At 36.3% G+C, this 18,075-nt stretch carries 20 protein-coding genes and 1 riboswitch; of the genes, 8 read left to right on the top strand and 12 right to left on the bottom strand.

Going from position 1 to position 18,075, the window contains the following annotated elements; translation table 11 throughout:
- The first annotated feature begins 322 nt into the window (after window positions 1-322).
- The 3 genes from ACE3RB_RS09740 to ACE3RB_RS09730 all read left to right on the top strand — a co-directional run bounded on the left by ACE3RB_RS09740 (window position 323) and on the right by ACE3RB_RS09730 (window position 2,529).
- Window positions 323-985, top strand: coding sequence for an ATP-binding cassette domain-containing protein (locus ACE3RB_RS09740; protein WP_374464049.1), 663 nt, complete (start codon window positions 323-325; stop codon window positions 983-985).
- Between the two features lie 30 nt (window positions 986-1,015).
- Window positions 1,016-1,816 (top strand): hypothetical protein, encoded by an 801-nt coding sequence (locus tag ACE3RB_RS09735; RefSeq protein ID WP_278352121.1) that lies wholly within the window; start codon window positions 1,016-1,018, stop codon window positions 1,814-1,816.
- A 34-nt stretch (window positions 1,817-1,850) separates the two neighbouring features.
- Window positions 1,851-2,031, top strand: a riboswitch (cobalamin riboswitch).
- A 114-nt stretch (window positions 2,032-2,145) separates the two neighbouring features.
- Window positions 2,146-2,529: an acyl-CoA thioesterase gene (locus ACE3RB_RS09730; RefSeq protein ID WP_002977578.1), complete on the top strand. Its 384-nt coding sequence runs from the start codon at window positions 2,146-2,148 to the stop codon at window positions 2,527-2,529.
- Window positions 2,530-2,581: 52 nt separating this feature from the next.
- Here the strand turns inward: ACE3RB_RS09730 and ACE3RB_RS09725 are convergent, their stop codons facing one another.
- Together ACE3RB_RS09725 and ACE3RB_RS09720 are read right to left on the bottom strand one after the other, a co-directional pair.
- Window positions 2,582-3,172, bottom strand: coding sequence for an HD family hydrolase (locus tag ACE3RB_RS09725; protein ID WP_047434061.1), 591 nt, complete (start codon window positions 3,170-3,172; stop codon window positions 2,582-2,584).
- A gap of 1 nt (window position 3,173) precedes the next feature.
- Entirely contained in the window at window positions 3,174-3,875 is a 702-nt protein-coding gene (locus ACE3RB_RS09720) for a hypothetical protein (protein ID WP_374464048.1), read from the bottom strand.
- A gap of 392 nt (window positions 3,876-4,267) precedes the next feature.
- Here ACE3RB_RS09720 and ACE3RB_RS09715 point away from each other — a divergent pair, with 392 nt between their 5' ends.
- The 5 genes from ACE3RB_RS09715 to ACE3RB_RS09695 all read left to right on the top strand — a co-directional run bounded on the left by ACE3RB_RS09715 (window position 4,268) and on the right by ACE3RB_RS09695 (window position 8,830).
- Window positions 4,268-4,597 carry a PadR family transcriptional regulator gene (locus ACE3RB_RS09715; protein WP_050020108.1) on the top strand — a complete coding sequence of 110 codons (330 nt, stop codon included), beginning with the start codon at window positions 4,268-4,270 and terminating at the stop codon, window positions 4,595-4,597.
- A gap of 11 nt (window positions 4,598-4,608) precedes the next feature.
- Entirely contained in the window at window positions 4,609-6,330 is a 1,722-nt protein-coding gene (locus ACE3RB_RS09710; RefSeq protein ID WP_374464047.1) for a PspC domain-containing protein, read from the top strand.
- 316 nt (window positions 6,331-6,646) lie between these two features.
- A complete protein-coding gene (locus ACE3RB_RS09705) occupies window positions 6,647-7,255 on the top strand; it encodes a 1-acyl-sn-glycerol-3-phosphate acyltransferase (RefSeq protein WP_374464046.1) in 609 nt (202 codons plus the stop codon).
- A 25-nt stretch (window positions 7,256-7,280) separates the two neighbouring features.
- On the top strand, window positions 7,281-7,709 hold the full coding sequence (locus ACE3RB_RS09700; RefSeq protein ID WP_002977570.1) for a PaaI family thioesterase: 429 nt from the start codon (window positions 7,281-7,283) through the stop codon (window positions 7,707-7,709).
- Between the two features lie 155 nt (window positions 7,710-7,864).
- Window positions 7,865-8,830, top strand: a complete 966-nt coding sequence (locus ACE3RB_RS09695; protein WP_374464045.1) for a chorismate-binding protein — start codon at window positions 7,865-7,867, stop codon at window positions 8,828-8,830.
- A 338-nt stretch (window positions 8,831-9,168) separates the two neighbouring features.
- On the opposite strand, the gene ACE3RB_RS09690 is transcribed toward ACE3RB_RS09695, so the two are convergent.
- The 10 genes from ACE3RB_RS09690 to ACE3RB_RS09645 form a co-directional block, all read right to left on the bottom strand.
- Window positions 9,169-9,369: a hypothetical protein gene (locus tag ACE3RB_RS09690; RefSeq protein WP_002977568.1), complete on the bottom strand. Its 201-nt coding sequence runs from the start codon at window positions 9,367-9,369 to the stop codon at window positions 9,169-9,171.
- Between the two features lie 5 nt (window positions 9,370-9,374).
- Entirely contained in the window at window positions 9,375-9,977 is a 603-nt protein-coding gene (locus ACE3RB_RS09685; RefSeq protein WP_374464044.1) for a MarC family protein, read from the bottom strand.
- A gap of 44 nt (window positions 9,978-10,021) precedes the next feature.
- The gene (locus ACE3RB_RS09680) at window positions 10,022-11,761 is read right to left on the bottom strand and encodes a BatD family protein (protein WP_374464043.1); all 1,740 of its coding nucleotides are present in this window, start codon (window positions 11,759-11,761) and stop codon (window positions 10,022-10,024) included.
- Window positions 11,761-12,504: a tetratricopeptide repeat protein gene (locus ACE3RB_RS09675; RefSeq protein ID WP_332388066.1), complete on the bottom strand. Its 744-nt coding sequence runs from the start codon at window positions 12,502-12,504 to the stop codon at window positions 11,761-11,763. Before ACE3RB_RS09675 ends, ACE3RB_RS09680 begins: the two co-directional genes overlap by 1 nt.
- Window positions 12,505-12,603: 99 nt before the next feature.
- Complete coding sequence (locus tag ACE3RB_RS09670; RefSeq protein WP_374464042.1) at window positions 12,604-13,611, bottom strand: VWA domain-containing protein; 1,008 nt, start codon at window positions 13,609-13,611, stop codon at window positions 12,604-12,606.
- Window positions 13,611-14,603: a VWA domain-containing protein gene (locus ACE3RB_RS09665; RefSeq protein WP_374464041.1), complete on the bottom strand. Its 993-nt coding sequence runs from the start codon at window positions 14,601-14,603 to the stop codon at window positions 13,611-13,613. The genes ACE3RB_RS09670 and ACE3RB_RS09665 overlap by 1 nt, the downstream gene beginning before the upstream one ends.
- A complete protein-coding gene (locus ACE3RB_RS09660) occupies window positions 14,596-15,492 on the bottom strand; it encodes a BatD family protein (RefSeq protein WP_374464040.1) in 897 nt (298 codons plus the stop codon). The genes ACE3RB_RS09665 and ACE3RB_RS09660 overlap by 8 nt, the downstream gene beginning before the upstream one ends.
- A 56-nt stretch (window positions 15,493-15,548) precedes the next feature.
- Window positions 15,549-16,412 (bottom strand): DUF58 domain-containing protein, encoded by an 864-nt coding sequence (locus ACE3RB_RS09655; RefSeq protein ID WP_374464039.1) that lies wholly within the window; start codon window positions 16,410-16,412, stop codon window positions 15,549-15,551.
- Window positions 16,413-16,473: 61 nt separating this feature from the next.
- On the bottom strand, window positions 16,474-16,932 hold the full coding sequence (locus ACE3RB_RS09650) for an N-acetyltransferase family protein (protein ID WP_374464038.1): 459 nt from the start codon (window positions 16,930-16,932) through the stop codon (window positions 16,474-16,476).
- Window positions 16,932-17,936: a MoxR family ATPase gene (locus ACE3RB_RS09645; protein WP_041461642.1), complete on the bottom strand. Its 1,005-nt coding sequence runs from the start codon at window positions 17,934-17,936 to the stop codon at window positions 16,932-16,934. Before ACE3RB_RS09645 ends, ACE3RB_RS09650 begins: the two co-directional genes overlap by 1 nt.
- Between the last annotated feature and the right edge of the window lie 139 nt (window positions 17,937-18,075).

Here is an 18,075-nt window from a genome sequence, read left to right as displayed (position 1 = left end):
CATATATTAAATATTAATATCGGATACCTATTCTTAAAGTATTAAACATGGCCAGAAACTTTACTATTCTTTGGATCTTTTATAAAAAAATCCTGATTCCTGCCTTGCTGTTTTCATTACTTATTTCTTTTCTGCTACCGTACAGTATTGAAACATTTGGATTAAGTTTTCTTTTAATGTTACCGGTTCTTCATTACTTTATGTATGAAGTAAGGTTTAAAAGCGAATATTATTTTTATACCAATTCAGGATTTTCAAGAACTTTTCTTTGGACAGGAACGATATTATCAGGGTTTCTTGTAAAAACTATAACACTGTTCTTATGAGTAAGCTTCATATTGATAGTGTAACAAAATCTTTTAATGGAAGAAAAATTCTGCAGGATATTTATATAGGATGCGGAACAGGACAGGTTATAGGGTTATTAGGCAGAAATGGAAGCGGAAAATCAACATTGTTGAAAATTATTTTAGGGACTGAATATGGTGATACTCAGTTTATAAAATATGACAATACTATTCTGAAAAACATTTCCGACAGAAAAAACCGGATCTCCTATTTGCCACAGGAGCTGTTTCTACCTAAATATATAAAAATCAAAAAACTGATTCCCCTTTTTTGTAACCAAAAGAATACTGAATTACTTTTTAATTCAGAGTTTGTACAACCTTTCCTTCATGAAAAACCTAAAGACCTTTCCAAGGGTGAGCAGAGAATCATTGAAACCCTGATGATTATTTATTCTGAAGCGGATTTTATTTTACTGGACGAGCCATTTCATAGTCTTTCTCCCAGGATTACTGAAGAATTAAAGAAAAATATACTTCTGGAGTCAGCCCATAAAGGATTTATTATTTCTGACCATAATTTTAAAGATGTTCTGGATATTTCTGAACTTATGTATCTGCTTTCAGACGGCCATCTGAAACAATTACAAGATTTAAATGAACTGCAGCGGTATAATTATCTTCCGAAAAGCATTTAATTTATATATTTGAAGGATCAAAAAATTTTCATGATGACTTTCATAAACAAAGCATTCTATTTATCTGCTTTCAGTATTTTTTCCTTAGCCTTTGTAAAGGGGCAGAATAAAGTTCCTTTCGGAGTGGTAAAAGCTGAAGAGGGATATGCCAATGTGCGGGTTCATAAAGACAATTACAGAAAAATTGTAGATAAGATCCGTATGCGTAAAGGCGATGTATTCGTTTATGTAAAGCCTGCTCCGGGAGAAACAGAATGGATCTGGATCAAATATCCTGAAAAACAGGATGATGACAAGCCTTTTGTACGTTATGAAACACTTGATAAGGAAGGAATGGTGAATAAAGAGCGTATTGCTTATATTGACCAGCTTCCTGCCTATACCCCTTCCAAATCTAAAAACGGAAGATCACTTATCTTCACCGACAATTCCGATCCTAAAATCCCTACTGCCCAAAGAAGCAAAGTTGTAATTGATATTTATCCTTCCAATGCAGGATACCGCAAAAAGGAAAAAGATGCGGAAGGAAAGCTCCTTACCATTGACAAAGTAAAACCCTGGGGAATCGGAAATGATCTTCCCGAAGGGATGACTGAAATCAAATCAATCAGGGTACAACAACCCGGAAGAGGTTCTGTTTTCGTAAGAGAAGCTATCAAAAATATGTTCCAGCCTACTATGGATTTTGAGAACGTTGGAGTAACTGCCCTTGATAACGATAATATTTTCCTTTATATGATCAACGGTTCAGGGGAAAACAGATATACAACTCTGTGGACCATCAAGAAAGGAAGGGTAATCAGTCAGATTATTTTCCACAATCCGGAATAAATTCATTATTTTTGCATCCGAAAAGTTTTAATACTTATTCATCACAGAAATTGGTTCTGCATCACTGCAGATTAAAAGGGAACCGTGTGAAAATCACGGACTGTCGCGCAACTGTAAGTAACTGAAGTCTTTATCAAAGATCCACTGTGCGAGGCATGGGAAGGAGATAAATGATGTTACAAGTCAGGAGACCTGCCTTTTTCTTAAACATGTAACTTTCGCGATCTGAAGTTGTATTGATCTGATGAATTGTTTCAGGAATTCCCAAAGTTCCTGTCATTGTTCTGTTGTTTTGATATCTCTCATTTCGCTTTAATTAATAATGATATATGACTACAGAAGAAAGAATTGAAGCATCCGAAACCAGAATCTTTAAAGCGGTTTTCCCTAACACAACCAATCATTACGATACCCTTTTTGGAGGTACTGCCATGCAGCTGATGGATGAAGTAGCTTTTATTACCGCAACCCGTTTTGCCAGAAAAAGAGTGGTAACGGTAAGCAGTGACAAAATCGATTTCAAAAAACCTATTCCTGCCGGAACTATTGTGGAACTGATCGGGAAGGTTTCATACGTGGGAAAAACCAGTATGAAAGTAAATGTTGAAATTTACACGGAGCAGATGTATTCCTACGAAAGAGAAAAAGCAATTGTAGGTGATTTTACTTTTGTAGCGATTGATGAATTCAAGAAACCAATTCAGATACTATAAATACTAAATATTCGGGCGGCCAGAGGCCGCCCGAATATTTTTTTCATTGAAATTATTTCAAAACCTTTTCCGTTTCCAGACTTCTGTTAAGCAAAAGTTCAAAAGCCTCTCCCATTTCATCTGATGCTCTGCTGATCGCATTTTCAAGCATGTTTCGTATTTGTCTTTCCGTTACTCCGGCTTCAGTCCAGCTTTTTCCTGCAGTATGGGAATTTAAAATAAACGGCATGATTCTGTCAATCCCGCAGGCGAAAATAGCATCCGGCGTTTTCTCTTCCTCAAACTCAAGCCATAGGTTAAAGAACTCTGTACGTAAAGGTTCATCCAGAATTCCAAAGATCTTCTGGGCAGATGCTTTTTCTCTTTCAAATTTTCCTACCATTGCTTTTTCATCAAAAATAAAAGTATCTCCGGCTTCTATTTCTACCAGATCATGAATGGAAAGCATCCTTATTACTCTTAATAAATCAATATCTGCACGGTTTTTAGCATATGGATAAAGGATCTGGGCAAGGATAATGATCTGCCACGAATGTTCTGCCGTATTCTCTCTTCGGGAATCATCAGCATTGTAGTTTCTTCGCTGCACATTTTTCAAAGCATCCACTGCCAGGATAAAATCGATTTCTTTCTGAATTTTCATCTTACTTTTTATTTTTGTTATACTGATCTGCCGGATATACCTTGGTTTTGGTTATCCATTTATTATTGATCTTTTCTTTCGTTATTACCTTTATCTGATCCTCATTGGTCATATCTTCCTCTTTTTCCAGCACCCTATCCAGTCCTTTATTCGGAATAACGGCATATTCTGTTGTGAAAATCCTGCAGCAACCGGACTTACCATAGGAAATAAGACGTTTGCGTTTGGCATCTGTTTCAAAAAAATGAAAACCACTTGAGCCCAGGTCTGTAAGTTCTTCACTTTTTACAAATGCCAGTCTTGTAGTGTTGAATACATATACATCATAAGAAGCCGAGCTGTAATTTCCCATATTCCCGTTTCTTATCGCCACATCTTCGGTTCCGTCAAAGTTAAAATCATCTATAATGACTGAACGCTGGTCATTTGCCAGAGGAATCAGTTTCCCCGGAATCAATTTTTGTCCCTGTTCCGGATTTAAAACAAGGTTATCAGAAACAAAACTCTGTACCTTGCTGTTATTATTGTCATACAACTCTACCGTTCCTTTTCCTCCACATTGGCCATCATTACAATTTTCCACATGGATGATTGCGTTATATTTCTTGGATATATTTTTTACTTCAAACTGATATTGCCCAAAACATAAAGAGCCCAATAAAAGAAATACCGGTAAGTGTTTATAGCTGTTCAAAATATTCATAGTAATAGTAAATGGATTAAGTGTTTTTCCTAACAAAAATACGAATCATTATGCCGATCTCAAAATCCCAAGCTCCTTATAATAATAAATGATGAGTGATGAATGGTAAAAATAAAAGATGAAATTAGTCTACTATGGATAATTCTTCCTTGATGTGTTAAAATTCAAATTTTTTTGATCATTTTTTGCCAAAATTCATTCTAACAAAAAAATCAATACAAAATTATTTTATTGATTATCAATAGATTAAATTATTTATTTTAAAAATTTCACTACTTTGTATTACATAATACCATTTTATTTACATATCTTTGTAATGTAAAATTAGAATAGGCTCAGCTAGCTAGGAGCATTTTTCTAAAAATATAACTAATTAACAAAACTTATCAAAGATGAATACTGAAAATACCAAAGCGCAAATGCGAAAAGGAATTCTGGAATTCTGTATTCTAAGTCTCATCAATCACCGCGAAATGTATGTTTCCGATCTGATTGACGAACTGAAAAAAGGAAAACTGGATGTAGTGGAAGGGACCCTCTACCCTCTTCTTACAAGACTTAAAAACGGAGAGTTTCTCTCTTACAGATGGGAAGAATCTACTGGAGGCCCACCCAGAAAATATTATCAGATCACAGAAAAAGGAAAACTTTTCCTGGATGAACTTCTCAATACATGGAATGAGCTGACAGCCTCAGTAAATCAAATCACCCAACAAAATTAAAAAACAAAGCTATGAACAAGACACTCTCAATAGGACTCGCAGGTTTTTCTTTTACCATAGAAGAACACGCATATATAAAGCTCAGCGATTACCTGAATGCACTGAGAAGCTCACTGGAAGCTTCAGAAGCGGATGAGGTAATGCATGACATAGAAATAAGAATGGTGGAAATTTTCAAAGATTCTTTAGGAAAACGTGAAGTGATCAATGACACCGATGTAGAAAAGGTAATTGCACAGATCGGAAGCCCTGAAAAAATCGAAGAACAGGAAGAAGCTTATTTTTCCGAAAAAACATCTGCCAGAAAAAATAATTCAGGAACTTATTATACAGATAAAAAACAGCTTTTCCGTGATCCGGAAAAACAAAAAGTAGCAGGAGTTTGTGCAGGTTTAGCTCAATATGTAGGAATGGACATCACTACAATGAGAGCAATCTGGCTTGGAATCTTTATCTTAGGAATTTTCACAGCAGCAATTTCCTCCTCATTAATAGGACTTTTATATGTAATCCTTTGGATCGTACTTCCAAAAGCTGAAACAGCAGCAGATTTTCTGAAAATGCAGGGAAAGCCTATGAACTTCGACAATCTTAAGAATGAGTCTAATAAACTGGTACAATTTGCCAATGAATCTACTCAGAGGGTCGGAGAAATATACACTGAAAACAAACCTTATATCAACAATGCAGGAAGTGGAATCTGGAATGTATTTAAGTACATCGTAGGAGGATTCTTCGTACTGATGGCTGTAGGAAGCATTATCGGAGTATTTGTATTATTCGGCCTTTTCGGGATGGATACAGACTTTCCTGGCGCTAATGAAATCAGATTCTATATGGATGATCAGGGGCTGGATAAAGTACTGGCAGCCATGATGGTCATCGGAAGCTTAATTCCGGCAATCCTTTTCAGCTTATTAAGCATCAAGATTTTCTCTCCAAAAACAAAGCTGAGAAATATCGGATGGGTTGTAGGAGGTCTATTTCTTCTTCTGATCGGACTGGGAACTTATTTCGGAATCAGCATGGCTAAGAAGGACATGATCTACAGAGGAAGCAAGGAAGATGTGGAAAATGTTGCCATCAACACTACTTCGGATACAGTGTATGTAGATGTAAAACAGGTTAATATCCCTCAAAACTTCAAAGCTTACAATAATAATATTTATTCAGATAAAAGATCCGTTTATGAAGAAGATTATATCTCTGTAGATGTTACAAGAAAACCGGATATCAAAACACCTTATCTGATCATCAAAAAAGAAGGAAACGGATATAACTTCCCTATCCAGATGACAGTTCCTGTAGAAGTGGTGAATAATAAAGTATTACTTCCGAACTATATAAAATATCCGTATGAACACAGATTCAGAGACTATAGCTTAGATTATGAACTTGTAGTTCCACAAAAAATGGTGGTTATTTCAATGAAAAAAGACCGCATCAATATGGATGGGGATCTGGATGGAGATGGTATCAATGACAACGATCAGGATAATGATGACGACCATAACGATGTAAGAATTGAAAAAAATAAAATCACGGTAAACGGTTCCAGTATCGAATACAACTCTGATGATAAAGACAGTATCATTGTAAACGGTAAAAAAGTTCCGAACAGCCAGGCAAAGAAGGTAATTGATTCTGCAGTGTCTACTATCAAAAAATCAAACAAGGATATGGACATCAAAATCAAAGACGGAAAAAACGAAATTTCCATACAAACTAAATAATTAACTTCAGAGAGTGGCAGAAGGTGTGAGTGGATGGCAACCGTTTGAAATTCACACCCTTCTTCTCTCAGAAAAGTGAAAATAAAACAATATTTAGTTTCTTATATGAAAAAAATGTTTTAATTTCGTAAAGCTAAAAATTTAATAACCAAACAAACAAAAACACAGCTTCATCATGATACAATTTGCAATGGAATTCGTAATGAAAATCGTAGATTTAATTAGCGGTTTGTTTTAAGAGCGATAATATTTCAATATATTTGTAAAGTATAACCAAAGTTTGGTTATACTTTTTTGTTTTTAATTCAAGAAATCTATGAAAAAGCTGATAGGCAAAGCAATGTTAAAGATATTAGGCTGGAAGGTCGTTCTGCAGGGCGATGTCAACAACCTGAACAGGTGTATACTGGTAGTGGCTCCTCATACCCATAACATGGAATACATTTTAGGAAATTTCGCCTACTGGTCTCTAGAAAAGCCTTTAAAAATTATCATTAAAGATGCCCATACCAAAGCCTGGTATGGAAGTATTGTAAAAGGCCTTGGAGGCATTGGTATCGACAGAAGCCAGAAAAACGATCTTGTCAATTTTGTAGCCAATCAGTTTTCCAGGGAAGACTTCAGTCTCGTAATTACCCCTGAAGGAACAAGAAGCTGGGTTCCGAAATGGAGAAAAGGTTTTTACCACATGGCTTTGGCAGCAAAAGTTCCTATTGTACTGGCAGCAGGCGATTTCAAAAGAAAAATTGTTTACCTGGGATATACTATTCCTTACGAAAGAATAGCATCAGTACCTTTTTCAGAGATCATGCAGGAAATTCAGGATTATTATGTGAAAAATGATATTGTCCCTAAAGTTCCGGCCAACTGGAATCCCAATATTATGGGAACCGGAAATGAAACGGACGGCGTAAAACAAAATTAATCAATCATCATTTAGCAATTGAAAAATGAAAGGTCAGACAAAAGAAGAAATATTAGCATTTATCAATAACTGGGGAGATGTAACTCTTGCCAAAACACTTGAAATAAAATTCATCGATATTGATCTGGAAAATGAAACCCTTACAGCCACAATGCCTGTTCTGCCAAGAACTCATCAGCCGTTTGGAATCATGCATGGAGGAGCCAGCTGCGTTTTAGCTGAAACCTTAGGGTCAAGCCTGTCTAATATCTTTATCGATGGCGAAAAATATTACGGTGTGGGAACCAATATCAATTCCAATCATTTAAGAAGTAAAAAAGACGGTATTGTAACGGCTACAGCACGTTTTATCAGAAAAGGCAAAACGATGCATGTTTCTGAAATTGAAATCCGTGACGAAAAAGGAGTACTTATCAATCATACAACAATGACGAATAATATTATTCACAGATAAGTTGCAACAGCATAAAAAATAAAGGACTTAAAATAAATTTAAGTCCTTTTTATTTTGACATCTTTAAGACTAGTAATACCTTTGCAGAAAGGAAAACCACAGTGAAAATTCTTATACCATTTTCCTCTGATGATTTTCAAAATCCTTCATAACTAATGATTTATTTCAAACTTCCTTTCGACGAAAAACTCCTGACTGCTGATAAAAAAAACTCTCAAAATGCAGTCACCTTTTTTTCCTATAACGGCTCAGATCAGATCATCTTCCGCGGAGATATTATTGATACATCTTCGGAGTTTTCTCTGAGTTCCATTACCAATGAAGTCCTGATCAAAGATTTAACAAATTCTACAGCTGAAACGAAAGAAGAATACTGCGCAACATTGCAGGAAGTGATTAAAGTGATTAAAGAAAACAATCTGCCTAAGCTTGTTTATTCCAGAAGAAAAATATTTACGGACTTTAAAGTAATCGATTATAAAGAAAGTTTTAAAAAGTTATGTGATTCTTATCCCAATGCTTTCAGATATCTGTTTAATGATGGGCAGAATGCATGGATGGGAGCTTTCTCGGAAGTATTAGGTAAGTTTAATAAAACAACCTATGAGTTTGAGACCATGGCTCTTGCAGGTACCTTACCTGTATCAGAAGAATGGTCTGAAAAAGAAATTGAAGAGCAGAAGCCGGTTACGACTTACATTCAGGATATTCTCAAAAACTATTCTAAGGATGTACAGCAATCGGAAACATATGATCACATTTCAGGAAATATCAAGCATTTACGGACAGATTTTAAATCCAGTATAAAGCCTGAAGATCTGGACAGCATTATCCGGGATCTTCACCCTACTCCCGCTGTCTGCGGGATTCCAAAAGATTTTTGTAACGAGAATATCCGTAAATATGAAAAATTTTCACGGGAATTCTATGCTGGTTATATCAAGGTTGAAACCGAAGAAAGCATTTTTTACTTTGTGAATCTGCGCTGTGCAAGGCTTTATAAAGACGCTGTACATCTTTTCGTGGGAGGAGGAATTACAGCCCAAAGCAACCCGGAAAAAGAATGGAGAGAAACGGAACTGAAATCTGAAGCCATATTGAAAAATCTGGTTATTTCATAGAATTGTTGGGTTTTTATAATTGTAAGTTTTAACCACAGATTTCACAGATTTTCACGGATGATTGCGCATATTTTTCTTTGTGAAGTAACGCCCTTGCGAACAAATTGTAGAGCTATTAATAAGAACTTTGTGAGCTTTGCATTATATTCATAAGTTTTGGCTAAAGCCATTTGAAAATCATATGTTTTGTTTAAACGGGTTAAAGCCCGTTTCTATTGATAAAAAACAATATTGAAATCTAATGGCAACCTATTACCTATTACCTAAACCCTGCTACCTAAAAAAACAAAAACCTCTTTCAAAAGAAAGAGGTTTATATCTATATTGAAATATTCAATTTATTTCTTTACACCAATTCTGCTCCATGTATCCATTACAAAAAGCAGGATAAGACCTAATCCTGCAGCAGCAGCTGAGAATACAAACTTCAGGTTATCTTCATCTCCTAAGATATCTGTTGTCTGCCAGTTGATAGCATAAAGATTGATGGCGATGAATACGATAAACAGTACTAAAAATACTTTATAAAACTTCTTCATGACTCTTAAAAATTAATATAATTCTGCACCAGCTGGGCAAAATTTGCGGTGAATAATTTAATTGAAATTGCCAAAAGGATGATTCCGAAAACTTTCTGCAGGATCATCAAAGTAGCATCCCCGATTTTTCTTTCCAACCATTTCGCTGATTTCAGCACCAAATATACGAAAATTGTATTAAGAATAATTCCGCAGATAATATTAATATCATGAAATTCAGCTCTAAGAGACAGTGCGGTAGTTAAGGTCCCAGCCCCTGCAACCAGCGGAAATGCAATGGGTACAATAGATGCGGCCTTTGCTTCAGTTGTTTTATTAATTTCAATTCCCAGAATCATTTCCAGGGCTATGACAAAAATCACAAAGGCTCCGGCAATGGCAAAGGAATTTACATCAACTCCGATAAGTTTCAGAATTTTGTTTCCTACGAAAAGGAAAATAATCATAATAGCTCCGGCAGTAATTGCAGCCCTCCCTGCTTCAATCTGCCCGAATTTCTGCTGAAGGCTTACTATAATAGGAACTGAGCCGATAATATCGATAACGGCAAAAAGGACCATAAAGCTGGTAACAATCTCTTTAAAAGAGAAACCATCAAAAATTTCCATCTCTTTGTAATTAAAAATTTCGCAAAAATATGAAAATAAACTGATTATTTGCTAATTTGTGAATATAAATTAACAATTGTTTTCAAAAGTTCTTCAAGAGCTTCTGCAGATTTTACAGGATTATATTTTTCCATCTGAACTTTCTGCTGCAACTTGCCATATTCTTCCGCTATGGAAGAACCTTTATGTGTTTCAAGAAAAGTCCTGAACTCTGCAACAGAACCTTCGAAATACTGGCTTCTCACCTCTTCATCCAGTTCTTCCAGAGTAACAAAGAATTTTTCATACTCTCCGTTATCTTTAAGATTTTCCAGATATCCGAAATAATCATTGATATCCGTTTTCATCAATTCCCGGATCTCTTTTTCTGTTTCAGCCACTGAACCTAAAGGTTTTGACGGTACATTTTCCCTAACTAATGTACGTTTTTTTTGCCAATTTTTAAATAACAGATAAGCAACAAATAAGCTTATCAGGATAGCAATATTAGTCAGAAGAATATTCCAGTGAAATTTGTTTTTTTCCTTTACTTTAAATGAAGTAGTCTTTAAAACAGGAGTATTTACCGTCTCAAGAAGGTTATTGGTATATTCATTTACCTTTTCTACGGTAGAACGGGCTTCCAAAATCTGATCGTGAGAAAATGCATTCAGATCCAGTGTTTTTTGTCCCAGATCTACATATTCTTTATTGGCAGGATTAAAGAAGGCAAACTGTTCTGTTTTAATAGAGATTGTTCCTGATTTTTTGGGAATAATAACATAATTAGCAAGAATCTCTCCTTTCATTCCTGTAGTTCCGGGCGCAACTTTAGTGGTAATTTTCGGAGCAAAAACTTCATAATCCGGAGAGGCAGCAATTTTTGGAAGCTCCATATCCGGTAAATTACCTTCACCTGAAACTTTTACTACTACATTCAGAGGTTTCTTTGCTTCCGGCTTCTCTTTGGAAGCGTTATATACGTTTACATTAAAGTTCCCCACAGCATTTTTAAAGCATTCAGGGGCCCCTTCAGGAAGCTTTCTTACATTAATCTTAACTTTATTGGAAACAATTTTAGTTTTATTTGAATAGGTACTTACTGATGCTGTAACTCCCGGAACTTCTACATACCCTGCTTCATTCGGAAATACCATAAACATTGCCAGAACCTGTGAAGGCATATTTCCATATCCTGACGGATCTATCTCAGATTTATCAAAATTGATGGGATGCACATTGATATTATCCTGTTGAGGAAGATGGATATTCTTCACCTTTCTCAGGTTATCTATGTTTCTTGAATATACTCTCAGTACCACAACAGTAGGCTGATCCTGATATACATCCCTGTCATCAATCTCCATATTCAGATAAACGTCATTGGATGTATTGGCCGCCAGTGATCTTTTGTCAACAATATCACGGATATTGACGTCAAAAGGCTCTGTTTTATAAATTCTGTTGTTGACCGTAACCAGCACAGAACCGATTTTTATTTTCCCTTTTTTCTTAGGTTCAAGGGCAATCCTGGATACTTTTTGGGTAATTAACGTATTGGTGGCCGGATCAATCACAGTATTGGTAACAGATCCGCTCCCTATAATATTAAATTTTGAAAGATCCGGAAGCTGTAAACCTGTCTGCTGCACAAGATCGCTTCCGTTAAGTTCAAGAACAATAGTAAGATTGATGATATCTTTACCCGCATACTCAGATTTATCTGCATCCATAGAAAGATTTACCTGTCCGTAAGTAATTACGGACGCCAGGGTAAGCAATATGTAAATCAATTTGTGCTGCATCACCAATCTTTCTCGTTGCTCTCAGGCATCGAATAAGAATTTTTGTTTAAAATTCTTCTGGCGGTTTCTTTTTCTTTTTCGTTTATTTTATCTAAGATCGCATTTTCAAGATTCTTTGGCATTCTGCCTTCGTTATTCTGATTCTGCTTAGGATTGTCACCCTGGTCACTTTTGCCTTCGTTCTGAGGGCCGTTACCCTGATCCTGTTTTTTGTCTTTGTCGCCTTTCTGATCATCACCTTTGTTCTGATCATTTCCGCCGCCGCCTTTTCCTGAGTTGTTCTGTTCGTTTTTTTGTTGTTGTTTTTCTTTTTCTTTCAGCTTGGCAATCTCATAGTTTTTTCTGGTTACCTCGCTGTAGGGATCCTGCTTTAGGGCCTTCTTATAATAATCAGCAGCTTTTTCCGGCTGATTCATCTGCATATAAGCATTTCCCAAATTATGAAGGGCAGCTGTCTTATCAGGAAGTGTCTGTGAAAGTTTTTCTGCTTTTTCAAACTCTGCTTTTGCTTCTTCGTATTTTTTACTTTTATACAGAGCATTCCCCATGTTATAATGAGCGGTAAAATCTTTGTCATTTGATTTTATCGCTTCCATGTATTTGGAAGAAGCTCCGTCATAATCTTTACCGTCAAATTTCTGGTTCCCTTCATGGATTAAATTTCTGTAGTTTTCCTGCCCAAACAGGAAGCCTGAGAAAGAGAAGGCAACAATAAACGATAAAAATATGATTTTAGTATTCATCACTTGCAAAATTATTCCTTTATATGTTAAGAAACAGAGTTTTATTTGTTAAAATTCGGTTAAAGTACTTGTAGAATTTCTTCTATATAAAGAGGAAATCTACATATTAAAGTCCTTTTTAGGATTAAAAATATAAATTAAAAAGAAAAACAGAATAGATACTGCAAGAAAATATTGATAGTAATGATTTGCATTCTGTGATTTCATCATGGTTTCAGCACCTGCAGATTTCTTATTTACGGCTTCTGCTATCCTGTCCGGGGCTTCATTGATATTATTTCCGTCAATATAAGTCCCGTCTGTAGATTCAGCCATTTTCTTTAAAGCCTCCGTCTGCCTCTTTGAAATTACTGTTCCGCCATTAACATCAGTCTTGTAACCCATCAGCTGTCCAAAAACGTATTCCGGAACCGGCGCACCTTCATCAGTACCAATCCCGACGGAAGTAATGCTCACTCCTTCTTTATTTGCTAATCGTATAGCGGCATTATCATTCCCTTCATTATCCTCACCATCACTTAGCAGAACAACTTTTCTGGACCCTTTGCTTACATTTTTAAACTTTTCAACAGCAGCCTGCATTCCCTTCAGAAAATCAGTTCCCTGAATCTGCATGGAGCTTGTTTCAATACCGCTGATATAGGTTTCCGCTGAATTGTAATCTGTGGTAAGAGGCATTATCGACATTGCATTTCCGGCAAAAATGACAATACCAATTTTGTCATTATTCATTTTCTTCATGGCAGCCATCATCAGATTTTTAGCTTCTGCAAGACGGCTTGGGTCTATATCCTCTGCATTCATTGAATTGGATACATCCAGCATGAAAATCACATTATTCAGTTTCTGGGTACTTTTCACCTCTTCTGAGCCATTCAGAAGGTCAATGATAGAGAATATCAGAAATAATGTTGCCAATAAATATAATGCAGGGAAATACTTTGTAAATCCTGATTTCTTTTCAAATAAATTCTCATGAAACTGACTGGCTGCAAAAATTTCTCTTTTTTTATTTCTCCATTTTAAAAACCGGATCAAAAAGGAAGCTAACAGCGGCAGAAGCAACAGTAAAAATAAATACCAATAATTTCCTAAAGACCAACTCATCAGCTTAAAATTTTATAAAACACCCATCTCAACAATGCATCCAATACCAGCATTCCTAAAGCAATCCAGAGAAATATCTTAAAATATTCTTCATAATTGTAAAGCTTGGAAACTTTCACATCAGATTTTTCCAGCTGGTTAATCTCATCGTATACTTCTTCAAGACTACTGTTTGAGGTAGCCCTGAAGTACTTCCCTCCTGTAGTCTGTGCAATTTCTCTCAAAGTATTTTCATCAATCGTTACTTCTGTTTCAGTAAAGATAAGATCTCCGAAAATGTCTTGTGATGTTGGCATCAGGGCATAACCATTGGTACCGATTCCGATTGCATATACCTTTATATTATTATTTTTTGCCAGTTCGGCAGCTACCTGTGGAGGAATTGCATTCTGAATATTGCTTACTCCATCCGTCATCAGGATGACTACTTTACTTTTAGCCTTACTTTTAATCAAATGATTTACTGCAACCGAAAGCCCTTCTCCGATTGCTGTCCCTGGTTCAAGGCCGGCAGAATTAAGATTTTTGATCTCATCAATAACAACCTGATGATCTGAAGTGACAGGAACTTTGGTAAATGCCTCCGCAGCATACGCTACAACGCCTATCCTGTCATTGGGACGTTTCTGAACAAATTTTACAGCAATATCTTTCAATGCAGTGATACGATCGGGACTTAAATCCTTTGCGAGCATACTTAAAGAAACGTCAATAGATAACATAATATCAACTCCCTTTGTATCATCCCTGTCCTGAGAAATCGTAAATGTTCTCGGCCTTGCCATTGCAATAATCAAAGCGGAAAGAATGATATATTTTGAGATTTTCAATAAAAAAAGTATACCCTGGATACCACCGCTGTGATCCATGTTTTTTATCGTAGGCACCTTTATGCCTTTTCTTTTCTTCTTCCCGATATCTTTAATCAAAAGCGGGATAAACAGCAGAAAAAGCAGTAAAAACCACGGGCTGTAAAACTCAAAATTAAACATCCTTTCTTAAGTTTTCGAATTCTAGATCTTTGGATGATCTTTTTACAAAATCCCTGATATTGGCAAAATCTCTCTCCATGGTCTCCTGATCAGGAAAAGTTTTGGCAAATTTCACAAGATCTCCCCTCTGGAATACATCTTCCACAATTTTTTCGTTGTCCTGGGAAATTGTGTTATTCTTTTTCATGACATCAATAAGGTCATCTGTAAGAAGGACATCTGCCGGAAGATGGTATTGTTTTGTAATGAAGTTTCGGGAAATATCAATCAGTTCCACATAAAACGACCGGAAGTTTCCACCTTCAATATATTTTTTCTTTTTAAGCGAGTCAAGTTCCTTTAAAGTCTGATTGGTAGCTACTACCGGAGCGCTTTTGGATTTTCTGCCCCATTTTACAAACATGATAATGGCAATAATTATTGCAATACCAGCCAATGCAGCAAGAATATAAAACTTATAAAGCTCCCAGTAGTCCTGCGGTTCAAGCTTCACCTCCTTATTCTTCATGATATCATTAATCTGATCGGCTTTCTGAGCAGTATTGATGACATCTATTTCGTAAGGAATCGTTTTAAGGATTTTATCTCCCACTTTGAATTCCAGTTCCGGAATGGTAAATTTCCCTTCGTCAAAAACAGCAAATTCTATTTTTCTTTCATAGGTATTGGCAGATTGCCCGATGCTGTCTTTGATTTCTTCAAAATGAAAAGGGAGCAGCTCATTTTTCGGAGCTGAAGTAACCTGCTGCCCACTAAGGTTATCAATATTTATCGTAATATGATTGGTTTCTCCCAGAGCAAGGGTTTTCTTTTCTACGTTAGAGGATAATATCTGTGAAAAAGCATTTGCACAGACCAGAAAAGATAATATTAAAAGTATTTTTCTCAATGTTAAAATAATAAAGGCAGCTGCCTCATGTTTTTTAGTTATGGACTGAACCGATTTTATTTTTTCTGAAAGTAATTATACAATAATTTTGAATAATCTGAACCGGTAATGATATTCATAAAACCCGCAGAACTGGTAGCAAAGTCTTCTTCCAGAGCTCTCAGCTTTTGTTTCTGGGCTTCCGCGAAGGTATACCGCCATCTTGCACTGGAAGTATTGACCCAGATTTCCTTTCCAGTTTCTGCATCATGCAAAAGGGCATATCCTACGTCAGGAATTTCATTATCCTTTTCATCGTAAATTCTCATTCCCAACAGTTGATGCTTTTTTGAAGCCACTCTCAGCATTTTGGAATCATAAGCATCTTCAAAGTCTGAAAATAAAAATACCAGAGATTTCCTTTTAAATATCCCCATCATATATTCCATTGCTTTGTCTATTTTAGATTCCGCAGGAACATAATCTGCAGTGAGAATATTACTGATGATGGAAAGAATATGCTTTCTTCCTTTTTGAGGAGGAATTACTTTATATACTTTATCTGCAAATAAGATCAACCCTACTTTATCATTATTACCTGCAGCTGAGAATCCTAAACTGGCGGCAATTTCTGCCACATATTCTCTTTTCAGCTGAACTTTCGTTCCGTAATCCATGGAAGCGGAAATATCAACGAGAATCATCATCGTCAGCTCTCTCTCTTCTTCCATCACTTTTACGAACGGCTCACGGAAACGTGCGGTTTTATTCCAGTCGATTCTTCTGATCTCATCTCCAAACTGATAAGGTCGCACTTCAGAAAAAGTCATCCCCTGCCCTTTAAAAGCACTGTGATATTGCCCCATCAAAGCAGCTTCCGTCTTTTTTCTGGTCCGGATTTCAATCTGCTTCACTTTTTTTACAATATCTTTTATCTGCATAGACAAGTTTAAGGTTTAAAATTCAAAGTTTAATATTTGGGTTTCGGGATCCGGGTTTAGGTTAATCTTTAAACTCAATGGATACGTTCGACCACTCGTTGTCAAACTTCGTACTGTATTTTTTATAAAAATTGATAGCGGGTTCATTCCAGTTCAGTACCTGGAACACCATTCCGCTGTAATTATTTGATTTTCCGTATTCAAGTGTCGCATCAAAGAGTTTTTTTCCGATCTGCTTTCCTCTCAATCTTTCCGTTACTACAAGATCTTCAAGGTACAGCCTTCTTCCCTTCCATGTTGAATATCTGTCGTAATACAATGATATTCCTACTATTTCTCCTTCATATTCTGCTACAAAAGCTCCCCAAACCGGAGAGGCGCCAAAACCATCTTCAGTAAACTCGTCCAGTGTCACTGTCACTTCATGCAGCGCTTTTTCATATTCTGCCAGTTCTCTGATTAAATCCAGCATAGGAGCACAGTCAGCTACGACTGCTTTTCTGATAGTTACCTCACTCATTACGGCGCCTGGATTTTTGCTAAGATTCTGTTGATAATTTCTTCTGTTGAAATCTCTTCGGCTTCGGCTTCGAATGTTAAGCCCATTCTGTGTCTCAATACATCTTTAGCCAATGCCTTTACATCTTCAGGAATTACAAATGCTCTTCCTTTTAAGAATGCATAGGCTCTTGAAGCAATAGCAAGGTTAATGGATGCCCTTGGAGAAGCTCCGAAACTGATATAATTTTTAAGCTCAGAAAGGCCGTAATTTTCCGGATAACGGGTGGCAAATACCATATCCAGGATATATTTTTCAATTTTCTCATCCAGATAGATCTGGTTGATCAATTCTTTAGCATCTACAATATCCTGAAGGGAAATAACCGGTTTCACAGTCGGTTGATGGGAAGTTGAAACCATTCTCATCACCTGTCTTTCATCTTCAAAAGCAGGATAATCGATCGTGCATTTCAGCATAAATCGGTCGCTTTGTGCTTCAGGCAGCAGGTAAGTTCCTTCCTGATCAATCGGGTTTTGGGTTGCCAGTACCAGAAATGGCTTTGGCAGCTTCATCGTTTCATCACCAATGGTCACCTGCTTTTCCTGCATTACTTCCAGAAGTGCCGACTGCACTTTGGCCGGCGCACGGTTAATCTCATCTGCCAGCACAAAGTTCGCGAATACAGGACCCTTTTTTATAGAAAAATCATTGTCTTTGATATTATAAATCATAGTTCCCACTACGTCTGCAGGAAGTAAATCCGGTGTAAACTGAATTCTTGAAAACTCTCCGTGAACGGCATCTGCCAATGTTTTTATCGCTAAGGTTTTAGCCAACCCGGGCACGCCTTCAAGAAGAACGTGACCGTTTCCTAAAAGCCCGACCAAAAGACGGTCTACCATGTATTCCTGTCCAATAATAACTTTATTGATTTCCTGTCTCAGAAGAGAAAATAAGTAGTTTTTTTCTTTTACTTTTTCCGTCAATTGACGGATATCTTCAGCTTGATATATCTCTGACATAGCTTGATTTAAAATAAGTGGTAAATTTCAGATAAATACTTGCATTAATCAACATGATAAATGCCATTTTTGAGTTAAAGTTTGTTAAAAATCAGGAATTAACGAGATATTTAAAGCTATAACACTGAATTCCTTATGT

The organism is Chryseobacterium sp., from assembly GCF_041914225.1.
Classification (GTDB): Bacteria; Bacteroidota; Bacteroidia; order Flavobacteriales; family Weeksellaceae; genus Chryseobacterium.
The sequence above is the reverse complement of the archived record's forward strand: the minus strand, read 5'-3'. Positions and strand labels throughout refer to the sequence as shown.